This window comes from Pluralibacter sp., assembly GCF_019237635.1.
Lineage (GTDB): Bacteria > Pseudomonadota > Gammaproteobacteria > Enterobacterales > Enterobacteriaceae > Enterobacter_B.
This window is the reverse complement of the sequence record NZ_JAFAGS010000062.1, coordinates 1-17,071: the sequence shown is the minus strand read 5'-3', so window position 1 is coordinate 17,071 and position 17,071 is coordinate 1. Positions and strand designations below refer to the sequence as shown.

Below are 17,071 nucleotides of genomic sequence, written 5' to 3'. Positions count from 1 at the left end.
CTGCCGCCAGCGTTCAATCTGAGCCATGATCAAACTCTTCAATTTAAGTTTGATGCTCAAAGAATTAAACTTTCGTAATGAATTACGTGTTCACTCTTGAGACTTGGTATTCATTTTTCGTCCGAGGACGTTAAGAATCCATGTCACCTTGAGTGCCCACACAGATTGTCTGATAAATTGTTAAAGAGCAGTGCAACGCGGCTTTCGCTCACCGTTGCGAGGTGGCGTATATTACGCTTTCCTCTTTCAGAGTCAACCCTGAATTTCAGGATTTTTTCTCTTCGTTGCTACGACCATCTGGTGAAGTGTTTCACGTTGTCGTCTCAACGGAGGCGCATTATAGGGATCCCAGTTTTTAGCACAAGTGTTTTTTAGATCTTTTTTTCTGACTGCTTGTTTTTCACTCTTTTCGCTGAGATCCCATACGATCTGCTCATTTTTTGAGGTGAATCCCGCTCTTATAAGGCCGATAATACCGTTCTGACCGATCGAAATGAGGTAATCATGTCTGCAAATATCCGTCCCTATAAAACAATATTCCCCAGTCTGGGCCAACGCGTGATGATCGATGCCACCAGCGTTGTCATTGGTGATGTCCGTCTTGCCGATGATGTCAGTATCTGGCCATTGGTGGCCATTCGCGGCGACGTCAACTATGTCGGGATCGGCCCTCGAACCAATATTCAGGATGGTAGCGTGCTGCACGTTACCCACAAATCCTTTTATAACCCTGAAGGCAACCCGCTGATTATCGGCGCTGACGTTACCGTCGGCCACAAAGTGATGCTACACGGCTGCACAATAGGAAATCGGGTGCTTGTCGGGATGGGGTCTATCGTGCTGGACGGCGCTGTGATTGAAGATGATGTCATGGTTGGCGCCGGTAGCCTGGTACCGCAGAACAAACGCCTGGAAAGCGGCTACCTTTACCTCGGCAGCCCGGTAAAACAGATAAGACCGTTAAAAGACGACGAGCGGGAGGGGCTGAAATACTCGGCGAACAACTATGTGAAATGGAAAGATGACTATCTGGATCAGGACAGCCAGATCCAGCCCTGATCGTCTTCACGATTATCACGAATCGCCGCTTCCGCTTCATCCTCAAGATCCCAGCGATGAACTCTGAAAGCCTCTAACCACTGTGCTGGCGTATCCCCACCGAAGCGATGCGCCAGCGTCGCGGAACCTATCGCGCAAGTCATCTGCATCCCGTTAACCAATGCCGGGAAGCAGATGCACTGCTTTTCAGCGCGCCATATCTCCCGATCGGGGAACTGAATCGCCTGATTCACAGAGCGAGTTCTTTCTGAAGCGCAGCGATCACCGGTTCCGTCTGCGGCAAAACGCCATGCCACAATAAAACCGCATGCGCTGCCTGGGCCACCAGCATGCCAAGCCCGTCGGCAACATTCTTCGCCCCATGCTGTTCACACCAGGCCAGGAACGGCGTGGTTCCTTTCTGGTAGAACATGTCATAGCAATAGACGGTCGGATGAATAAGCGACACCGGAATATCCGGAACGCCGCCGCCGATCCCGCTGGAAGTCGCATTAATGATGAGATCGAATTCACAACCCGCCAACGCGTCCATGGCTATCGCCCCTACGCTTCCCGTGTGGGCAAAGAGGCTCGCCAGCTCACGCGCCCGGGAAAAGGTACGGTTAGTGATAGTCACCGCGCAGTTCAGCGATAAAAGGGGCAAAATAACCCCGCGTGCCGCCCCGCCTGCGCCAATCAGCAAAATACGGCAGCCCGGTTTGATAAAGGAGAGCCGTTCCAGGTCGCTTAACAGGCCGATACCATCGGTGTTGTCCCCCAGCAGACGGCCATCGTCCAGGCGTTTAAGCGTATTCACCGCCCCGGCGAGCGCCGCGCGTTCGGTCAGTTCATCGGCTCTGGCAAAAGCCTCTTCTTTAAACGGCACCGTCACGTTGGCACCCTTCCCCCCCTGGCTAAAGAATGCATCGAGGGTATTGAGGAAACCATCCACTGGCGCCAGTACGCGGCCATAAGGGTGTTCAATCTTCAGTTGCTGCGCGAAGCACTGATGAATAAAGGGCGATTTGCTGTGCGCAATCGGGTTACCAAATACCGCGTAAGTTTCCATCGTATTACCCCTGGCGGAAGAGTTCGCCCGTCAGGGCGTCGCGAATCTCAGAAGGATTTAATCTCCCTCCGGTTTCTCCCGTAACAACAGGAAAGTGTTCACCGAACTGCGCAAGCACCTCGGCCGTGGTACGGCATGGCGGCTGCCCGGTAAGGTTGGCGCTGGTCGATACCAGCGGTTTGCCATAGGCCTGACAAAGCGCCACCACCAGTGGGTGATCGGTAACGCGCACGGCAAGCGAATCAAACTTACCGGTCAGCCAGCGCGGCGTTTGCTCACGGGCAGGAAATACAAACGTGACCGGACCCGGCCAGCGGGCGAATACCGCTTCGCGCTGCGCTGGCGTCAGCACTGAATCATCAATATAAGGCTTTAGTTGCTCAAAGCTTGCAGCAATCAGAATCAACCCTTTATCAACAGGGCGTTGCTTAAGTTCAAGCAGGCGCATGACCGCAGTTTCACTGTCCGGGTCACACCCGACGCCAAACACGGCTTCGGTGGGATAGGCGATAACGTCTTTATTATTGAGAGCCGCAACGGCACGCGCGATGGACTCTGTTTGCATGTTACTGTTCACTGATTTGTTCCGCCGGTATCGGCTTTCCACATTGTTTACTGGCACAAAAGCGCTTCACGCCCTGCGCCGTTTTCTTTTCAATAAGCAGCGGGTAATGGCACTCGGGGCACTCCCCGGCTACAGGCTTAAAGTTAATAACGAACTGGCAATCCGGGTAACGATCGCAGGAATGGAAGGTTTTACCGAAACGCGAACGGCGCTGAACCAGATGGCCTTCGTGGCACTGCGGACACGCGATGGAGGTGTCATCAGGTTTATCGATAAGTTCCGTATGCTCGCATTCCGGATAGCGACTACAGCCGATGAACATACCGAAGCGTCCCTGGCGGAGCACAAGTTCAGCGCCGCAGGCAGGGCATAACTGCCCCTCCAGAACCTTAACGATGTGTCCGTCCGCCTGACTCTTCAGGGGACGGACATAATCACATTCTGGATAATGGGAACAACCGAGAAACGGCCCGTGCTTACCGGACCGAATAACCAGTTCAGCCCCGCACTGCGGGCAGGGCTCGTGTTTACGCACCGAAAATAGTGCTGATTTGGCCATAACAACTCTTGAAGCTGCAAAATTAGTGCAGCATACCTTCATTCACTTCGAAGAGTAACTCTTCCATTTGTTGATACGCATTTTCACAGCCCGGGATATTAAACAGAACCATCAGAATGACCCATTTCAGGTCTTCCAGTTCAAATTCTGCAGTATCCAACGCCATGACTCGCTCAATCACCATTTCACGCGTTTCGAGGTTCAGCACCTGAATCTGTTCCAGGAATAACAAAAATCCCCGGCAACTGGCATCTAATCTTTCACACTCTTCAGCTGTATAGATTCGCACCGAGAGCGGGTCCGAAGCAAGCTGCATCGGTTCGGCAAGGCCTTCCTGATAATCAGCTAACTTCTCAAGCCATAACAAAGCGTTATAAATGTCTTCCCGATCAAATCCCGCATCGGTAAGATCCCGTGTCAGTTTGTCCTGATCCACCCGCATTTCTGCTTCGTTGTGGATATAAGTCTCAAACAAATACATGAGTACGTCGAACATGGCATGCCCTCCTTAATCGGACATAGCCGCCGGGTACAGCTGCGATCCATCCTGCTAACTCCAGTTCAAGCAGCTGGGCTACCGTTTCTGGCACAGGTTGGCCGGCACGTTCAGCGACAACGTCAACAGGTGTTACCTCATCTCCTACGTTAGCCAGGAGTGCCGGAAATGGCAATGCTACCTCTTCCGTATCTATGGAATAATTTGAGAATTCAGTCTGATCTGGCAACCAACATAAACCGCCTTGTAAATTTTCAAGGATGTCCTCCGCTGACGTCACCGGTGTTGCGCCCTGTTTGATTAACCAGTGCGGTCCTTCACTGCCAGGATTACCTAACGGCCCGGGAATCGCGTATACCTCCCTTCCCTGCTCGGCGGCGATACGCGCCGTCACTAAGGAACCGCTTTTAATCGCCGCTTCCACCACCAGCACGCCCAGGCTTAACCCGCTAATTACTCGGTTGCGTCGGGGGAAGTGAGGCGCTCTCGGCGGTTGGTCGAGCGGAAACTCCGACACCAGTCCGCCGCCGTTTTCGAGAATGTGTTGGGCAAGCGATGCGTGGTCGCGAGGATAGTGGTGAAACAGGCCATTGCCGAGAACCGCAACGGTTTTCCCGCCGACAGCCAACGCGGCACGATGCGCAATGCTATCGATTCCCCGCGCCAACCCGCTGGTTATCGTCAGCTGATGCCTCGCCAGCGTTTCACAAAACACGCGACCCCAGCGTTCGCCGTACCAGCTGTGATTACGGCTGCCGACGACGGCCAACTGTTGGGATGAAAGCAGCGCTGGCGGACCGGCGAAAAAAAGCGCGGCGGGATAATCGGCGATGGCGCGAAGCGGTGCAGGGAACAAGGGGTCCGTCGCCAGTAGCAGATGGTGATCTGGCGCATCAAGCCAGCGCAGCGTTTTCTCCACCGAAGCTTCCGCAAACGCCATGAACTGGGCGAACTGTTTCGCCGTAAGGGGAGCATATTCAGGCTGGAGATTCCCGGTCGCGGCTAATGAAATGAGTTTTTCAGCCGCCTCACACATCCTGTCGCCATATAACCCGTTGACCGACATTAAACGGATCCAAATTTCAGTGGGTGTCATCTCCCCCTCCTTGCCATAAGCGGCTCCGGCAATCCTTGCGATTGGTCAGTGATGCTGTCAATCAGAGGGGGATTTGTCTAGAATAGAGGTAATGATCTTTCCAACTCCTGAACTCAACTCTGGATAACTATGGCAGTTTTGCAAGTGTTACATATTCCGGACGAGCGTCTTCGCAAAGTCGCCGAGCCGGTAAAAGAAGTAAATGCAGAGATTCAGCGTATCGTTGATGATATGTTCGAAACGATGTACGCCGAAGAAGGCATTGGTCTGGCGGCTACCCAGGTGGATATCCATCAGCGAATCATCGTCATCGATGTGTCTGAGGATCGTGATCAGCAACTGGTCCTGATTAACCCTGAGCTGCTTGAAAAAGACGGCGAAACGGGAATCGAAGAAGGCTGCCTGTCCATCCCTGAGCAGCGCGCGCTGGTGCCTCGCGCCGAAACGGTAAAAATCCGCGCGCTCGATCGTGACGGCAAGTCGTTTGAATTAAATGCCGATGGTCTGCTGGCTATCTGTATCCAGCACGAAATGGATCATCTGGTCGGCAAACTGTTTATCGATTATCTGTCCCCGCTGAAACAACAGCGTATTCGCCAGAAGGTCGAAAAGCTGGATCGCATGAACGCTCGTGCTTAAGGACAAGAACTAACGTGTCAGAATCACTTCGCATCATTTTCGCTGGTACTCCTGACTTCGCAGCGCGTCATCTTGACGCGCTGTTGTCGTCCGGACACCAGGTCGTCGGCGTGTTCACTCAGCCCGACAGGCCCGCAGGCCGCGGTAAAAAACTCATGCCAAGTCCGGTCAAGGTGCTGGCGGAAGAAAAAGGTCTGCCGGTTTTCCAGCCCGTCTCACTGCGTGCGCCGGAAAACCAGCAGCTCGTTGCCGAACTCAATGCCGACGTCATGGTCGTGGTGGCTTATGGTCTGATTCTGCCTAAAACGGTGCTGGATATGCCGCGTCTGGGCTGTATCAACGTTCATGGTTCGCTGTTGCCGCGCTGGCGTGGCGCCGCGCCTATCCAGCGTTCGCTGTGGGCTGGCGATGTCGAAACCGGCGTGACCATCATGCAGATGGATGTCGGTCTGGACACCGGTGACATGCTCTACAAGCTGGCCTGCCCGATTACCGCGCAGGACACCAGCGCGACGCTGTATGACAAACTGGCAGAACTGGGGCCGCAGGGGCTCATCGCGACGCTAAAACAGCTGGCGGCAGGTACAACGCAGCCCGACGTTCAGGATGAATCACGGGTTACCTATGCCGAGAAGCTGAGCAAAGAGGAAGCCCGCGTCGACTGGACGCTTTCCGCGGCTCAAATTGAACGCTGCATCCGGGCATTTAATCCGTGGCCGATGAGCTGGCTGGAGATTGACGGTCAGCCGGTGAAAGTATGGCAGGCGACGGCGCTTCCGGGCCCGGCAACCGCCGAGCCGGGTACGATCCTCGACGCCAGCAAGCAGGGTATTCAGGTCGCAACAGGCGACGGTATTCTGAGTCTGCAATCGCTCCAGCCTGCGGGCAAAAAAGCGATGAGCGCCCAGGATCTGTTGAATTCACGCCGGGAGTGGTTTATTCCCGGTACCCGTCTCGCCTGATATTAACTATCTCTAAAGCCCGGTACTGCCGGGCCTTTTCATTTTTGCGCTTATGAAAAAACATCAAAACTTACGCAGCCTGGCCGCTCAGGCCGTTGAACAAGTCGTAGAACAGGGTCAGTCGTTAAGCAACGTTCTGCCGCCTTTACAGCAAAAAGTCACCGACAAAGACCGGGCGCTGTTACAGGAACTGAGCTTTGGCGTATTGCGCACGCTCCCGCAGCTGGACTGGCTGATTGCTAAATTAATGTCCCGTCCGATGACCGGAAAACAGCGCACCGTCCACTACCTCATTATGGTGGGACTGTACCAGCTGTTGCATACCCGTATTCCTGCGCATGCCGCGCTCGCCGAAACGGTTGAAGGCGCCGTCGCTATCAAACGCCCTCAGCTTAAAGGGTTGATCAACGGCGTGCTGCGCCAGTTCCAGCGTCAGCAGGAAGTGCTACTCGCGGAGTTCGCGAACAGCGACAGCCGTTTCCTGCACCCGGAATGGCTGGTGAAACGCATCCGAAAAGCCTGGCCGCAGCAGTGGCAGGCCATTCTGGACGCCAATAACCAGCGCCCGCCAATGTGGCTACGCGTCAACCGCACTCATCATACCCGTGATGCCTGGCTGGCGATGCTGGAAACGTCCGGGCTTAAAGGATATCCCCATCCCCACTACCCTGACGCAGTGAGGCTCGAAACGCCGACGTCCATTCAGGCGCTGCCCGGGTTTGACGCTGGATGGGTCACCGTGCAGGATGCTTCAGCCCAAGGCTGTATGAATTTCCTGATGCCGGAAAACGGGGAAACCATCCTCGATCTCTGCGCAGCCCCTGGTGGGAAGACCACGCATATTCTGGAAGTGGCTCCTGAGGCAAATGTGCTGGCCGTCGATATTGATGAGCAAAGACTTTCCCGCGTATACGATAACCTCAAGCGTCTGGGCATGAAGGCCGAAGTTAAGCAGGGTGACGGTCGCTATCCGTCACAGTGGTGCGAAGGACGACAGTTCGATCGTATTCTGCTGGATGCCCCCTGCTCCGCGACAGGCGTTATCCGCCGCCACTCCGACATAAAATGGCTGCGCCGCGACCGCGATATCGCCGAGCTTGCGCAGCTGCAGGCGCAAATTCTGGATGCCATCTGGCCGCATCTGAAACCGGGCGGTACGCTGGTATACGCCACATGCTCTATTTTGCCGGAGGAGAACGCGGAGCAAATCGCCGCCTTCCTGAAGCGTACTGGCGACGCGGTACTCAGCGACACAGGAACACCGGAGCAACCGGGGCAGCAAAATCTCCCGGCTGCAGAGGAAGGTGATGGCTTCTTTTACGCTAAGCTCATCAAACGGTAACAGGATAACGGGCGACGACTGATGAAAATTATCATTCTTGGGGCCGGACAGGTCGGCGGTACGCTGGCAGAAAACCTGGTCGGCGAGAACAACGATATCACCATTGTTGATACCAATGGCGATCGTCTGCGCAGCCTGCAGGATAAGTTTGACCTGCGCGTCGTTCAGGGTCATGGCTCACATCCGCGCGTCCTGCGCGAAGCCGGTGCGGATGATGCCGATATGCTGGTTGCCGTGACCAGTTCAGATGAAACGAACATGGTCGCCTGCCAGGTTGCCTACTCCCTGTTCAATACGCCAAACCGCATTGCGCGTATCCGCGCGCCGGACTATGTCCGCGATGCGGAGAAGCTTTTTAATTCCGATGCCGTCCCCATCGACCACCTTATCGCGCCGGAACAACTGGTTATTGACAGCATTTACCGTCTGATTGAGTACCCGGGCGCGCTGCAGGTGGTGAATTTTGCCGAAGGCAAGGTAAGCCTCGCGGTAGTGAAGGCCTACTATGGCGGTCCGCTTGTCGGGAACGCGTTGTCGACCATGCGTGAGCATATGCCGCATATCGATACCCGTGTAGCGGCGATTTTTCGCCATGACAGACCGATCCGTCCGCAGGGTTCAACCATTGTCGAAGCCGGTGATGAGGTCTTCTTTATTGCCGCTTCACAGCATATTCGTGCGGTCATGAGCGAACTCCAGCGCCTCGAAAAACCGTACAAGCGCATCATGCTGGTCGGTGGGGGAAACATCGGGGCGGGACTGGCGCGTCGTCTTGAAAAAGACTATAGCGTTAAGCTTATCGAACGCGATCAGCAGCGGGCATCTGAGCTGGCAGAAAAACTGCAGAACACTATCGTCTTCTATGGCGATGCATCGGATCAGGAATTGCTGGCAGAGGAACATATCGATCAGGTTGATCTGTTTATCGCCGTTACCAACGATGATGAGGCCAATATTATGTCCGCCATGCTCGCCAAGCGCATGGGGGCCAAGAAGGTGATGGTGCTCATCCAGCGTCGCGCCTATGTTGACCTGGTGCAGGGCAGCGTTATTGATATTGCTATTTCGCCTCAGCAGGCAACCATTTCAGCCCTGCTGAGCCATGTGCGTAAAGCGGATATCGTCGGCGTGTCCTCACTACGCCGCGGCGTCGCTGAAGCTATCGAAGCGGTGGCCCACGGCGACGAAAGTACCTCACGCGTGGTTGGCCGGGTCATTGACGATATTAAGCTTCCGCCGGGTACGATTATTGGCGCCGTCGTTCGGGGCAATGAAGTGCTCATCGCGAACGATAATTTACGTATCGAGCAAGGCGACCACGTAATTATGTTCCTGACAGATAAAAAATTTATTACCGACGTCGAGCGACTTTTCCAGCCAAGTCCCTTCTTCCTTTAATTTCCCAGGCGCCAGCACGGCGCCTTTTTATTAATCCCTGCAATATGAAGGGGTTAATAATCAACTACTGGGTATTGCTGTGTAATGGAAAATGACTAAACATTTGTTAAACTAATGAATGTCAGCTGGTTCAAGGAGAATAAAATGAGCTTTATTAAAGAGTTTCGCGAATTCGCGATGCGTGGAAATGTTGTCGATTTGGCGGTGGGTGTCATTATCGGTGCGGCATTTGGTAAGATTGTCTCGTCACTGGTTGCCGATATTATTATGCCGCCGCTTGGGCTTCTGATTGGTGGCGTAGACTTTAAACAGTTCGCCATCACGCTACGCGCAGCGCAGGGAGATGTGCCAGCCGTCGTCATGCACTATGGCGTATTTATCCAGAATATTTTTGATTTCGTCCTCGTCGCCTTCGCCATCTTTATGGCTATTAAGCTGATGAACCAGCTCAACCGTAAAAAAGAAGAGCCAGCGGCCGTCGTGGAACCGTCGAAAGAAGAAATGCTGCTTACCGAAATCCGCGATCTGCTGAAAGAACAAAACAAGCGTTCTTAATCAGGCCACGGAAAGCAGAAGGCCAGTGGTAAAAAAGCGAATCACTTTCTTGCCACTGGCCTCCCAGTTTCCCCGGTTACCCTGTTTTCCTTTGCGCTGATAACTTCCTTTCCCTTTCTTATTCTTTTCAATGCGCTGTCGAAACAGTGGATCATGCAATAACGCCTCGATCGCGTTATCCTTAATTTGCCCTTTGGTATGTTGATACCGGCTCATAATATCTCCAGATGTGAGGTAAATCGCCGCGAGTGTAGTCCTGGGCCAGAAAATAATCAACACCCAGGTTTGCTGGTTTCAGCGCCTTGCTCCAGAGCTTCAAGAATCGAGCAGTAAACGCTGCTGTGCGCGGTACCGCAGCAGGCGTCATTCAGTCGCTGCAGCGATCGCCGCATCGTCTGTAATTCCTCAATACGCGCTTCCACTTCGCTCAGCCGCGCCTGAACAATCCCTTTCGACTCCTGGCAGGTATGATGCTCAGGATCGATGCGGATCGACAATAATTCGCGGATCGCCTCAAGGGTAAATCCGAGTTGGCGGCCATGACGGATAAAGCGCAAACGCTGCAAGTCGCTGTCGGTATACAGGCGAAAGCCCCCTTCAGTGCGGACATCATGATCCATCATCTGCTGCTTTTCGTAATAACGGATGGTATCCGGCGTTACGCCAGCCAGCTTCGCCAGTTCACCAATGCGATACATAGCATTACTCCTCGGAAATTTTATGCATGAGCTTATCAGCATACGCGCCATGAAGAAAATCCGTACTAAGGCCAGCCTGTCGCAGCTTCGCTTCAAGCAACGTCAGACGCTTGCTCATCTCCTGGTATTGCGGATCCTCCCGCCGGATACCCTTCAGTATGTCGAGCAGCGCAATAGCCTCTTTACGGTGTTCCAGTTCCGGAGGTAAACAGCCGGAATTTTTAAGCAGACGATAGCCTGCACGCAGTTCAGCAGGGACATGGGAATCGTCGTCCAGCGCAAGCGGCTCACCGCTGCCGGGAAGATTATCTAAATCACCCTTGCGCATAGCATCAACAATATGGCGTTCCGCCCACTGGTCGAGTAACCACATGGCAACACCCCGAGGTGAACAAAAAGAATACAGCTATTGTAGGTAAGTTGGGGACTCTGGAGATATAAAAAAACCCGCCGAGGCGGGTTTTTTTAATTCACTACAGATTACTCTGCAGCTGCTTCTGCTTTCGGCTCAGCACGATCAACCAGCTCGATGTATGCCATCGGCGCGTTGTCGCCTGCACGGAAGCCACACTTCAGAATGCGAGTGTAACCACCGGCGCGGCTCGCAAAACGCGGGCCCAGCTCGTTAAACAGTTTTGCCACGATCTCGTTATCACGAGTACGGGCGAATGCCAGACGACGATTAGCAACGCTATCAGTCTTGGCAAGAGTAATCAGCGGCTCAACTACGCGACGCAGCTCTTTCGCTTTAGGCAGGGTCGTCTTGATGATCTCATGACGAACCAGTGAACCTGCCATATTGCGGAACATAGCCTGGCGATGGCTGCTGTTGCGGTTCAGTTGACGACCACTCTTACGATGGCGCATGACCTTATCCTTCTCAGTAAAACCTTAACCTGTGATCCGGTTACTCGTCAGCAATGCTTGCCGGCGGCCAGTTTTCCAGGCGCATGCCCAGAGACAGACCACGAGAGGCCAGCACGTCTTTAATCTCGGTAAGAGATTTTTTACCCAGGTTCGGCGTTTTCAGCAACTCAACCTCGGTACGCTGTACCAGATCACCGATATAGTGGATAGCTTCTGCCTTGAGGCAGTTAGCAGAGCGGACAGTCAATTCCAGATCGTCAACAGGGCGCAGCAGGATCGGATCGAATTCTGGTTTCTCTTCTTTCACTTCCGGCTGACGTACATCACGTAAATCAACGAAAGCTTCCAGTTGTTCTGCCAGGATGGTTGCCGCACGACGAATCGCCTCTTCAGGATCGATTGTGCCGTTGGTTTCCATTTCGATGACCAGCTTGTCCAGGTCGGTACGCTGTTCTACACGCGCAGCTTCAACATTGTAGGCAATACGCTCTACAGGGCTGTAGCAGGCGTCGACCAGCAGACGGCCGATTGGGCGCTCATCTTCTTCCGAATGAATTCGGGCAGAAGCCGGCACATAACCGCGACCGCGCTGAACTTTGATGCGCATATTGATAGATGCGTTCTCATCGGTCAGGTGGCAGATCACGTGCTGCGGCTTGACGATTTCGACATCACCGTCGTGGGTAATGTCGGCTGCGGTCACAGGGCCAATGCCAGATTTATTCAGAGTAAGAATAACTTCATCTTTGCCCTGAACTCTCACCGCCAGCCCTTTCAGGTTGAGCAGGATTTCAAGGATATCTTCCTGAACGCCTTCTTTGGTGCTGTACTCATGAAGTACACCATCAATCTCAACCTCGGTCACCGCGCAACCCGGCATCGATGAGAGCAGAATACGGCGCAGTGCGTTACCCAGAGTATGGCCGAAGCCACGCTCTAAAGGCTCAAGGGTCACCTTGGCGTGCGTCGAACTCACTTGCTCGATATCGACCAGGCGCGGTTTTAGAAACTCTGTCACAGAACCCTGCATTGTGTCCTCTCTTTGGTACTAAGCTTTACTTGGAGTAAAGCTCGACGATCAGGTGTTCGTTAATGTCCGCAGACAGATCAGAACGCTCCGGCTGACGCTTGAACGTACCTTCCATCTTGCCAGCATCAACTTCCAGCCAGGTTGGCTTTTCACGCTGCTCAGCCAGCTCCAGAGCGGCTTTCACGCGAGATTGCTTTTTCGCTTTCTCACGAACGCTGACAACGTCATTCGCTTTAACCTGATAAGAAGCGATGTTAACAACACGACCGTTTACCATAATTGCTTTATGGCTAACCATCTGGCGTGCTTCTGCACGAGTGGCGCCGAAGCCCATACGGTATACAACGTTGTCCAGACGACCTTCCAGCAGAGCTAACAGGTTTGCACCGGTGTTGCCTTTCAGACGTGCTGCTTCTTTATAGTAGTTACGGAACTGACGCTCCAGCACACCGTAGATACGGCGAACTTTTTGCTTTTCACGCAACTGCACACCATAGTCAGACAGACGCGGTTTACGCGCACCGTGCTGGCCAGGAGCTTGTTCAATTTTACACTTGGTATCGATCGCGCGAACGCCAGACTTAAGGAATAAGTCGGTGCCCTCACGACGGCTCAGCTTGAGCTTAGGACCCAAATATCTTGCCATTTTCTTTCTCCAACAATCCTAGAAACGACTGCGTTATACGCGACGTTTTTTCGGCGGACGACAACCGTTATGAGGGATCGGAGTCACATCAGTAATGTTCGTGATGCGGAAACCAGCGGCGTTCAGAGCACGAATAGTAGATTCGCGGCCTGGACCCGGTCCTTTAACCATAACTTCCAGATTCTTGATGCCGTATTCTTTAACGGCGTCTGCGCAACGCTCTGCTGCAACCTGAGCTGCAAACGGAGTGGATTTGCGAGAACCACGGAAACCGGAACCACCGGCTGTTGCCCAACCCAATGCGTTACCCTGACGATCAGTAATAGTAACGATGGTGTTGTTGAAAGAAGCATGGATATGAGCCACGCCGTCAGAGACTTGTTTTCTTACACGCTTACGTGCACGAATTGGTGCCTTTGCCATTATTCAATCACCCCGATTATTTCTTGATCGGTTTGCGCGGACCCTTACGGGTACGTGCGTTGGTCTTGGTACGCTGACCGCGAACCGGGAGACCACGACGATGACGCAAACCGCGATAGCAACCAAGATCCATCAGGCGCTTGATGCTCATGCTAATTTCACGGCGCAGATCACCTTCAACGACAAATTTGGCAACTTCGTCACGCAGTGTGTCGATTTGTCCTTCAGACAGCTCACTGATCTTAACATCTTCAGCGATACCCGCTGCAGCCAGAATGGCCTTAGAACGGGTCTTGCCGACGCCGTAGATCGAAGTTAATGCGATCACAGCATGTTTCTGATCAGGAATGTTAATGCCTGCTATACGGGCCACTATGCACTCCTACTATTAAATATGTACGTACCATGCTGAAAAGCCCGTTTTCAGGATACTCAAATGGAAACGTACAGACATACAAAAGATTGGCTGGCTAATCTAGCCAGCTCAATCCAACTTTGCAAGAAAAATATGCGAAAAAATCAGCCTTGGCGCTGTTTATGCTTCGGCTCGGCACTGCAAATCACACGGATGACGCCATCACGCTTAACGATTTTGCAGTTACGGCATAATTTCTTGACGGAAGCACGAACTTTCATTTTTACTCTCCGTAACTTCTCGGGCGACCAATTAACGGCCGTAGCCTTTCAGGTTCGCCTTCTTCAATGCAGACTCATACTGACTGGACATCATCAGAGTTTGCACTTGAGCCATAAAGTCCATAATCACGACGACAACGATAAGCAGCGAAGTCCCACCGAAGTAGAACGGCACTTTCATTGCATCACGCATGAACTCCGGGATCAGGCAGATAAAAGTGATGTACAACGCACCGACCAGGGTCAGACGAGTCATTACTTTATCGATATACTTCGCCGTTTGCTCTCCCGGACGAATTCCTGGTACAAATGCACCGGACTTCTTCAGGTTATCTGCTGTTTCACGCGGGTTGAAGACCAACGCCGTGTAGAAGAAACAGAAGAAGATGATTGCAGACGCATAGAGTAACACATAAAGCGGTTGCCCAGGCTGCAAATACAGCGAAATTGTTGTCAGCCAGTTCCAACCAGTACCGCCCCCGAACCATGACGCGATGGTCGCCGGGAACAGAATAATACTGGAAGCGAAAATTGCCGGGATTACCCCCGCCATATTCACTTTCAGCGGTAAATGTGTGCTCTGTGCAGCATAGACACGACGACCCTGTTGACGTTTTGCGTAGTTTACCACAATGCGGCGTTGACCACGTTCAACGAAGACAACAAAGAAGGTCACTGCAAATACTAATACTGCAACCAACAGCAACAGGAGGAAGTGCAGGTCGCCTTGACGCGCTTGCTCGATAGTGTGGGCAATGGCTGGCGGGAGACCCGCAACGATACCAGCGAAGATAATGATCGAGATACCGTTACCGATACCACGCTCAGTAATCTGTTCGCCGAGCCACATCAGGAACATAGTTCCCGTGACCAGACTTACAACAGCGGTGAAATAGAATGCAAAGCCTGGGTTAATGACCAGGCCATGCATACCAGGCATATTCGGCAGACCGGTAGCAATACCGATCGACTGGAATATCGCCAGCACCAGAGTGCCGTAGCGGGTGTACTGGCTAATCTTACGACGTCCAGATTCCCCTTCCTTCTTGATCTCCGCCAGCGTCGGGTGAACCACCGTCAGCAGTTGGATAATAATCGATGCCGAAATGTACGGCATGATACCCAGAGCAAAGATAGAAGCACGGCTGAGAGCACCACCAGAGAACATGTTGAACATTTCAATGATGGTGCCTCGCTGTTGCTCAAGCAGTTTGGCAAGTACAGCGGCATCAATACCAGGGATCGGAATAAAAGAGCCAATACGGAACACAATCAGCGCACCGATTACAAACAGCAGTCTGCGTTTCAGCTCGCCTAAGCCACCTTTGGCACTTTGAAAATCTAATCCCGGTTGTTTAGCCATCTGCTACTTATTCCTCGATTTTACCGCCAGCAGCTTCGATAGCAGCACGAGCGCCTTTAGTCACACGCAGGCCACGAACAGTTACCGGACGAGTTACCTCACCAGCCAGGATCACTTTCGCGAACTCGATCTGGATACCGATAATGTTAGCTGCTTTCAGCGTGTTCAGGTCTACTACGTCGCCTTCTACTTTAGCCAGATCGGACAGACGAATTTCTGCCGTGATCATTGCTTTACGAGAAGTGAAACCGAATTTCGGCAGACGACGGTACAGAGGCATCTGACCACCCTCGAAACCGCGACGTACGCCACCGCCAGAACGAGATTTCTGACCTTTGTGACCACGACCACCGGTTTTACCGAGGCCAGAACCGATACCACGACCCAGGCGTTTACCCGCCTTTTTGGAGCCTTCGGCCGGAGACAGAGTATTTAAACGCATCTCTTACTCCTCAACTTTAACCATGAAGGAAACCGCGTTGACCATACCACGAACAGCAGGAGTATCCTCACGCTCTACGGTGTGGCCAATACGACGCAGACCCAGGCCAAGCAGCGTTGCCTTGTGTTTCGGCAGACGACCGATTGCACTGCGGGTTTGAGTAATTTTAATAGTCTTTGCCATGGTTTATTTCCCCAGAATTTCTTCAACGGATTTACCACGCTTGGCAGCGACCATTTCTGGAGAATTCATATTTTCCAGGCCATCGATAGTTGCACGAACCACGTTAATCGGGTTGGTGGAACCATACGCTTTAGCCAGAACGTTATGAACCCCAGCGACTTCCAGGACGGCGCGCATTGCACCACCGGCGATGATACCGGTACCTTCAGAAGCCGGCTGCATGAATACACGAGAACCCGTGTGAACACCTTTAACCGGGTGCTGCAGGGTGCCGTGGTTCAGCGCGACGTTAATCATATTGCGACGGGCTTTTTCCATCGCTTTCTGGATCGCTGCTGGAACTTCACGCGCTTTACCGTAACCAAAACCAACGCGACCGTTACCATCGCCTACTACAGTCAGAGCTGTGAAGGAGAAAATACGACCACCTTTAACGGTTTTAGATACGCGGTTTACCGCGATCAGCTTTTCCTGCAGTTCGCCAGCTTGTTTTTCGATGTGAGCCATCTTACACCTCTACCTTAGAACTGAAGGCCAGCTTCACGGGCAGCATCTGCCAGTGCCTGGACACGACCATGATATTGGAACCCGGAACGGTCAAAGGACACATCTTTGATGCCTTTTTCCAGAGCGCGTTCAGCGACAGCTTTACCCACAGCTGCAGCCGCGTCTTTGTTACCGGTGTACTTCAGTTGTTCAGCGATAGCTTTTTCTACAGTAGAAGCAGCTACCAGAACTTCAGAACCGTTCGGTGCAATTACCTGTGCGTAAATATGACGCGGGGTACGATGTACCACCAGGCGAGTTGCACCCAGCTCTTTGAGCTTGCGGCGTGCGCGGGTCGCACGACGGATACGAGCAGATTTCTTATCCATAGTGTTACCTTACTTCTTCTTAGCCTCTTTGGTACGCACGACTTCGTCGGCGTAACGAACACCCTTGCCTTTGTAAGGCTCAGGACGACGGTAGGCGCGCAGATCTGCTGCAACCTGGCCGATCACCTGCTTATCAGCGCCTTTCAGCACGATTTCAGTTTGAGTCGGACATTCTGCAGTGATACCGGC

General features: G+C 52.9%; 27 protein-coding genes. 6 read left to right on the top strand and 21 right to left on the bottom strand.

The window, feature by feature from the left end; genetic code table 11:
* Nucleotides 1-504 precede the first annotated feature (504 nt).
* On the top strand, nucleotides 505-1,059 hold the full coding sequence (locus JO226_RS07535; protein ID WP_293546155.1) for a gamma carbonic anhydrase family protein: 555 nt from the start codon (nucleotides 505-507) through the stop codon (nucleotides 1,057-1,059).
* On the opposite strand, the gene JO226_RS07530 is transcribed toward JO226_RS07535, so the two are convergent.
* The 6 genes from JO226_RS07530 to dprA are packed head-to-tail and all read right to left on the bottom strand — an operon-like array spanning nucleotide 1,035 to nucleotide 4,823.
* The gene (locus JO226_RS07530; RefSeq protein WP_293546153.1) at nucleotides 1,035-1,292 is read right to left on the bottom strand and encodes a DUF1488 domain-containing protein; all 258 of its coding nucleotides are present in this window, start codon (nucleotides 1,290-1,292) and stop codon (nucleotides 1,035-1,037) included. The two genes, JO226_RS07535 and JO226_RS07530, sit on opposite strands and share 25 nt — an antisense overlap.
* Entirely contained in the window at nucleotides 1,289-2,107 is an 819-nt protein-coding gene (aroE, locus tag JO226_RS07525; protein WP_293546150.1) for a shikimate dehydrogenase, read from the bottom strand. The genes JO226_RS07530 and aroE overlap by 4 nt, the downstream gene beginning before the upstream one ends.
* A 4-nt stretch (nucleotides 2,108-2,111) precedes the next feature.
* A complete protein-coding gene (gene tsaC, locus JO226_RS07520) occupies nucleotides 2,112-2,684 on the bottom strand; it encodes an L-threonylcarbamoyladenylate synthase type 1 TsaC (protein WP_293546147.1) in 573 nt (190 codons plus the stop codon).
* Entirely contained in the window at nucleotides 2,674-3,231 is a 558-nt protein-coding gene (locus JO226_RS07515) for a topoisomerase DNA-binding C4 zinc finger domain-containing protein (RefSeq protein WP_293546144.1), read from the bottom strand. The genes tsaC and JO226_RS07515 overlap by 11 nt, the downstream gene beginning before the upstream one ends.
* Nucleotides 3,232-3,253: 22 nt before the next feature.
* Nucleotides 3,254-3,727 (bottom strand): DUF494 family protein Smg, encoded by a 474-nt coding sequence (smg, locus tag JO226_RS07510; RefSeq protein ID WP_013364465.1) that lies wholly within the window; start codon nucleotides 3,725-3,727, stop codon nucleotides 3,254-3,256.
* Nucleotides 3,699-4,823 (bottom strand): DNA-protecting protein DprA, encoded by a 1,125-nt coding sequence (gene dprA / locus JO226_RS07505; RefSeq protein WP_293546139.1) that lies wholly within the window; start codon nucleotides 4,821-4,823, stop codon nucleotides 3,699-3,701. Before dprA ends, smg begins: the two co-directional genes overlap by 29 nt.
* Before the next feature lie 129 nt (nucleotides 4,824-4,952).
* Between dprA and def the strand changes: the two genes are divergently transcribed.
* The 5 genes from def (at nucleotide 4,953) to mscL (ending at nucleotide 9,719) form a co-directional block, all read left to right on the top strand.
* Nucleotides 4,953-5,462: a peptide deformylase gene (gene def / locus JO226_RS07500; RefSeq protein ID WP_293546136.1), complete on the top strand. Its 510-nt coding sequence runs from the start codon at nucleotides 4,953-4,955 to the stop codon at nucleotides 5,460-5,462.
* A 14-nt stretch (nucleotides 5,463-5,476) separates the two neighbouring features.
* Nucleotides 5,477-6,424, top strand: coding sequence for a methionyl-tRNA formyltransferase (gene fmt, locus JO226_RS07495; protein WP_293546133.1), 948 nt, complete (start codon nucleotides 5,477-5,479; stop codon nucleotides 6,422-6,424).
* Nucleotides 6,425-6,476: 52 nt separating this feature from the next.
* Complete coding sequence (gene rsmB / locus JO226_RS07490) at nucleotides 6,477-7,766, top strand: 16S rRNA (cytosine(967)-C(5))-methyltransferase RsmB (RefSeq protein WP_293546131.1); 1,290 nt, start codon at nucleotides 6,477-6,479, stop codon at nucleotides 7,764-7,766.
* A 21-nt stretch (nucleotides 7,767-7,787) separates the two neighbouring features.
* Nucleotides 7,788-9,164, top strand: coding sequence for a Trk system potassium transporter TrkA (trkA, locus tag JO226_RS07485; RefSeq protein WP_013364460.1), 1,377 nt, complete (start codon nucleotides 7,788-7,790; stop codon nucleotides 9,162-9,164).
* 144 nt (nucleotides 9,165-9,308) lie between these two features.
* Entirely contained in the window at nucleotides 9,309-9,719 is a 411-nt protein-coding gene (gene mscL / locus JO226_RS07480; protein ID WP_293546127.1) for a large-conductance mechanosensitive channel protein MscL, read from the top strand.
* Here the strand turns inward: mscL and JO226_RS07475 are convergent, their stop codons facing one another.
* The 15 genes from JO226_RS07475 to rplF form a co-directional block, all read right to left on the bottom strand.
* Complete coding sequence (locus JO226_RS07475) at nucleotides 9,720-9,935, bottom strand: alternative ribosome-rescue factor A (protein ID WP_293546124.1); 216 nt, start codon at nucleotides 9,933-9,935, stop codon at nucleotides 9,720-9,722.
* A 56-nt stretch (nucleotides 9,936-9,991) separates the two neighbouring features.
* Nucleotides 9,992-10,417, bottom strand: coding sequence for a Zn(2+)-responsive transcriptional regulator (zntR, locus tag JO226_RS07470; RefSeq protein WP_293546122.1), 426 nt, complete (start codon nucleotides 10,415-10,417; stop codon nucleotides 9,992-9,994).
* Between the two features lie 4 nt (nucleotides 10,418-10,421).
* Nucleotides 10,422-10,790 (bottom strand): DUF1992 domain-containing protein, encoded by a 369-nt coding sequence (locus JO226_RS07465; RefSeq protein ID WP_293546119.1) that lies wholly within the window; start codon nucleotides 10,788-10,790, stop codon nucleotides 10,422-10,424.
* Between the two features lie 107 nt (nucleotides 10,791-10,897).
* A complete protein-coding gene (rplQ, locus tag JO226_RS07460; protein WP_002919206.1) occupies nucleotides 10,898-11,284 on the bottom strand; it encodes a 50S ribosomal protein L17 in 387 nt (128 codons plus the stop codon).
* A gap of 40 nt (nucleotides 11,285-11,324) precedes the next feature.
* Nucleotides 11,325-12,314 carry a DNA-directed RNA polymerase subunit alpha gene (rpoA, locus tag JO226_RS07455; RefSeq protein WP_002209013.1) on the bottom strand — a complete coding sequence of 330 codons (990 nt, stop codon included), beginning with the start codon at nucleotides 12,312-12,314 and terminating at the stop codon, nucleotides 11,325-11,327.
* 25 nt (nucleotides 12,315-12,339) lie between these two features.
* On the bottom strand, nucleotides 12,340-12,960 hold the full coding sequence (gene rpsD / locus JO226_RS07450) for a 30S ribosomal protein S4 (RefSeq protein ID WP_293546005.1): 621 nt from the start codon (nucleotides 12,958-12,960) through the stop codon (nucleotides 12,340-12,342).
* 33 nt (nucleotides 12,961-12,993) lie between these two features.
* A complete protein-coding gene (gene rpsK / locus JO226_RS07445) occupies nucleotides 12,994-13,383 on the bottom strand; it encodes a 30S ribosomal protein S11 (RefSeq protein WP_001029684.1) in 390 nt (129 codons plus the stop codon).
* 16 nt (nucleotides 13,384-13,399) lie between these two features.
* Complete coding sequence (gene rpsM, locus JO226_RS07440; protein ID WP_293545940.1) at nucleotides 13,400-13,756, bottom strand: 30S ribosomal protein S13; 357 nt, start codon at nucleotides 13,754-13,756, stop codon at nucleotides 13,400-13,402.
* A gap of 146 nt (nucleotides 13,757-13,902) precedes the next feature.
* The gene (gene rpmJ, locus JO226_RS07435) at nucleotides 13,903-14,019 is read right to left on the bottom strand and encodes a 50S ribosomal protein L36 (RefSeq protein ID WP_000868187.1); all 117 of its coding nucleotides are present in this window, start codon (nucleotides 14,017-14,019) and stop codon (nucleotides 13,903-13,905) included.
* Between the two features lie 31 nt (nucleotides 14,020-14,050).
* Complete coding sequence (gene secY / locus JO226_RS07430) at nucleotides 14,051-15,382, bottom strand: preprotein translocase subunit SecY (protein WP_013364453.1); 1,332 nt, start codon at nucleotides 15,380-15,382, stop codon at nucleotides 14,051-14,053.
* A gap of 7 nt (nucleotides 15,383-15,389) precedes the next feature.
* Nucleotides 15,390-15,824: a 50S ribosomal protein L15 gene (gene rplO / locus JO226_RS07425; protein ID WP_293545583.1), complete on the bottom strand. Its 435-nt coding sequence runs from the start codon at nucleotides 15,822-15,824 to the stop codon at nucleotides 15,390-15,392.
* 3 nt (nucleotides 15,825-15,827) lie between these two features.
* Nucleotides 15,828-16,007 (bottom strand): 50S ribosomal protein L30, encoded by a 180-nt coding sequence (gene rpmD, locus JO226_RS07420; protein ID WP_001140434.1) that lies wholly within the window; start codon nucleotides 16,005-16,007, stop codon nucleotides 15,828-15,830.
* Nucleotides 16,008-16,010: 3 nt separating this feature from the next.
* Nucleotides 16,011-16,514 (bottom strand): 30S ribosomal protein S5, encoded by a 504-nt coding sequence (rpsE, locus tag JO226_RS07415; RefSeq protein ID WP_004106339.1) that lies wholly within the window; start codon nucleotides 16,512-16,514, stop codon nucleotides 16,011-16,013.
* 14 nt (nucleotides 16,515-16,528) lie between these two features.
* On the bottom strand, nucleotides 16,529-16,882 hold the full coding sequence (gene rplR / locus JO226_RS07410; RefSeq protein WP_000358956.1) for a 50S ribosomal protein L18: 354 nt from the start codon (nucleotides 16,880-16,882) through the stop codon (nucleotides 16,529-16,531).
* A gap of 9 nt (nucleotides 16,883-16,891) precedes the next feature.
* Nucleotides 16,892-17,071, bottom strand: a 180-nt coding sequence (gene rplF / locus JO226_RS07405; RefSeq protein ID WP_293545295.1) for a 50S ribosomal protein L6, incomplete at its 5' end; no start/stop codon positions are given.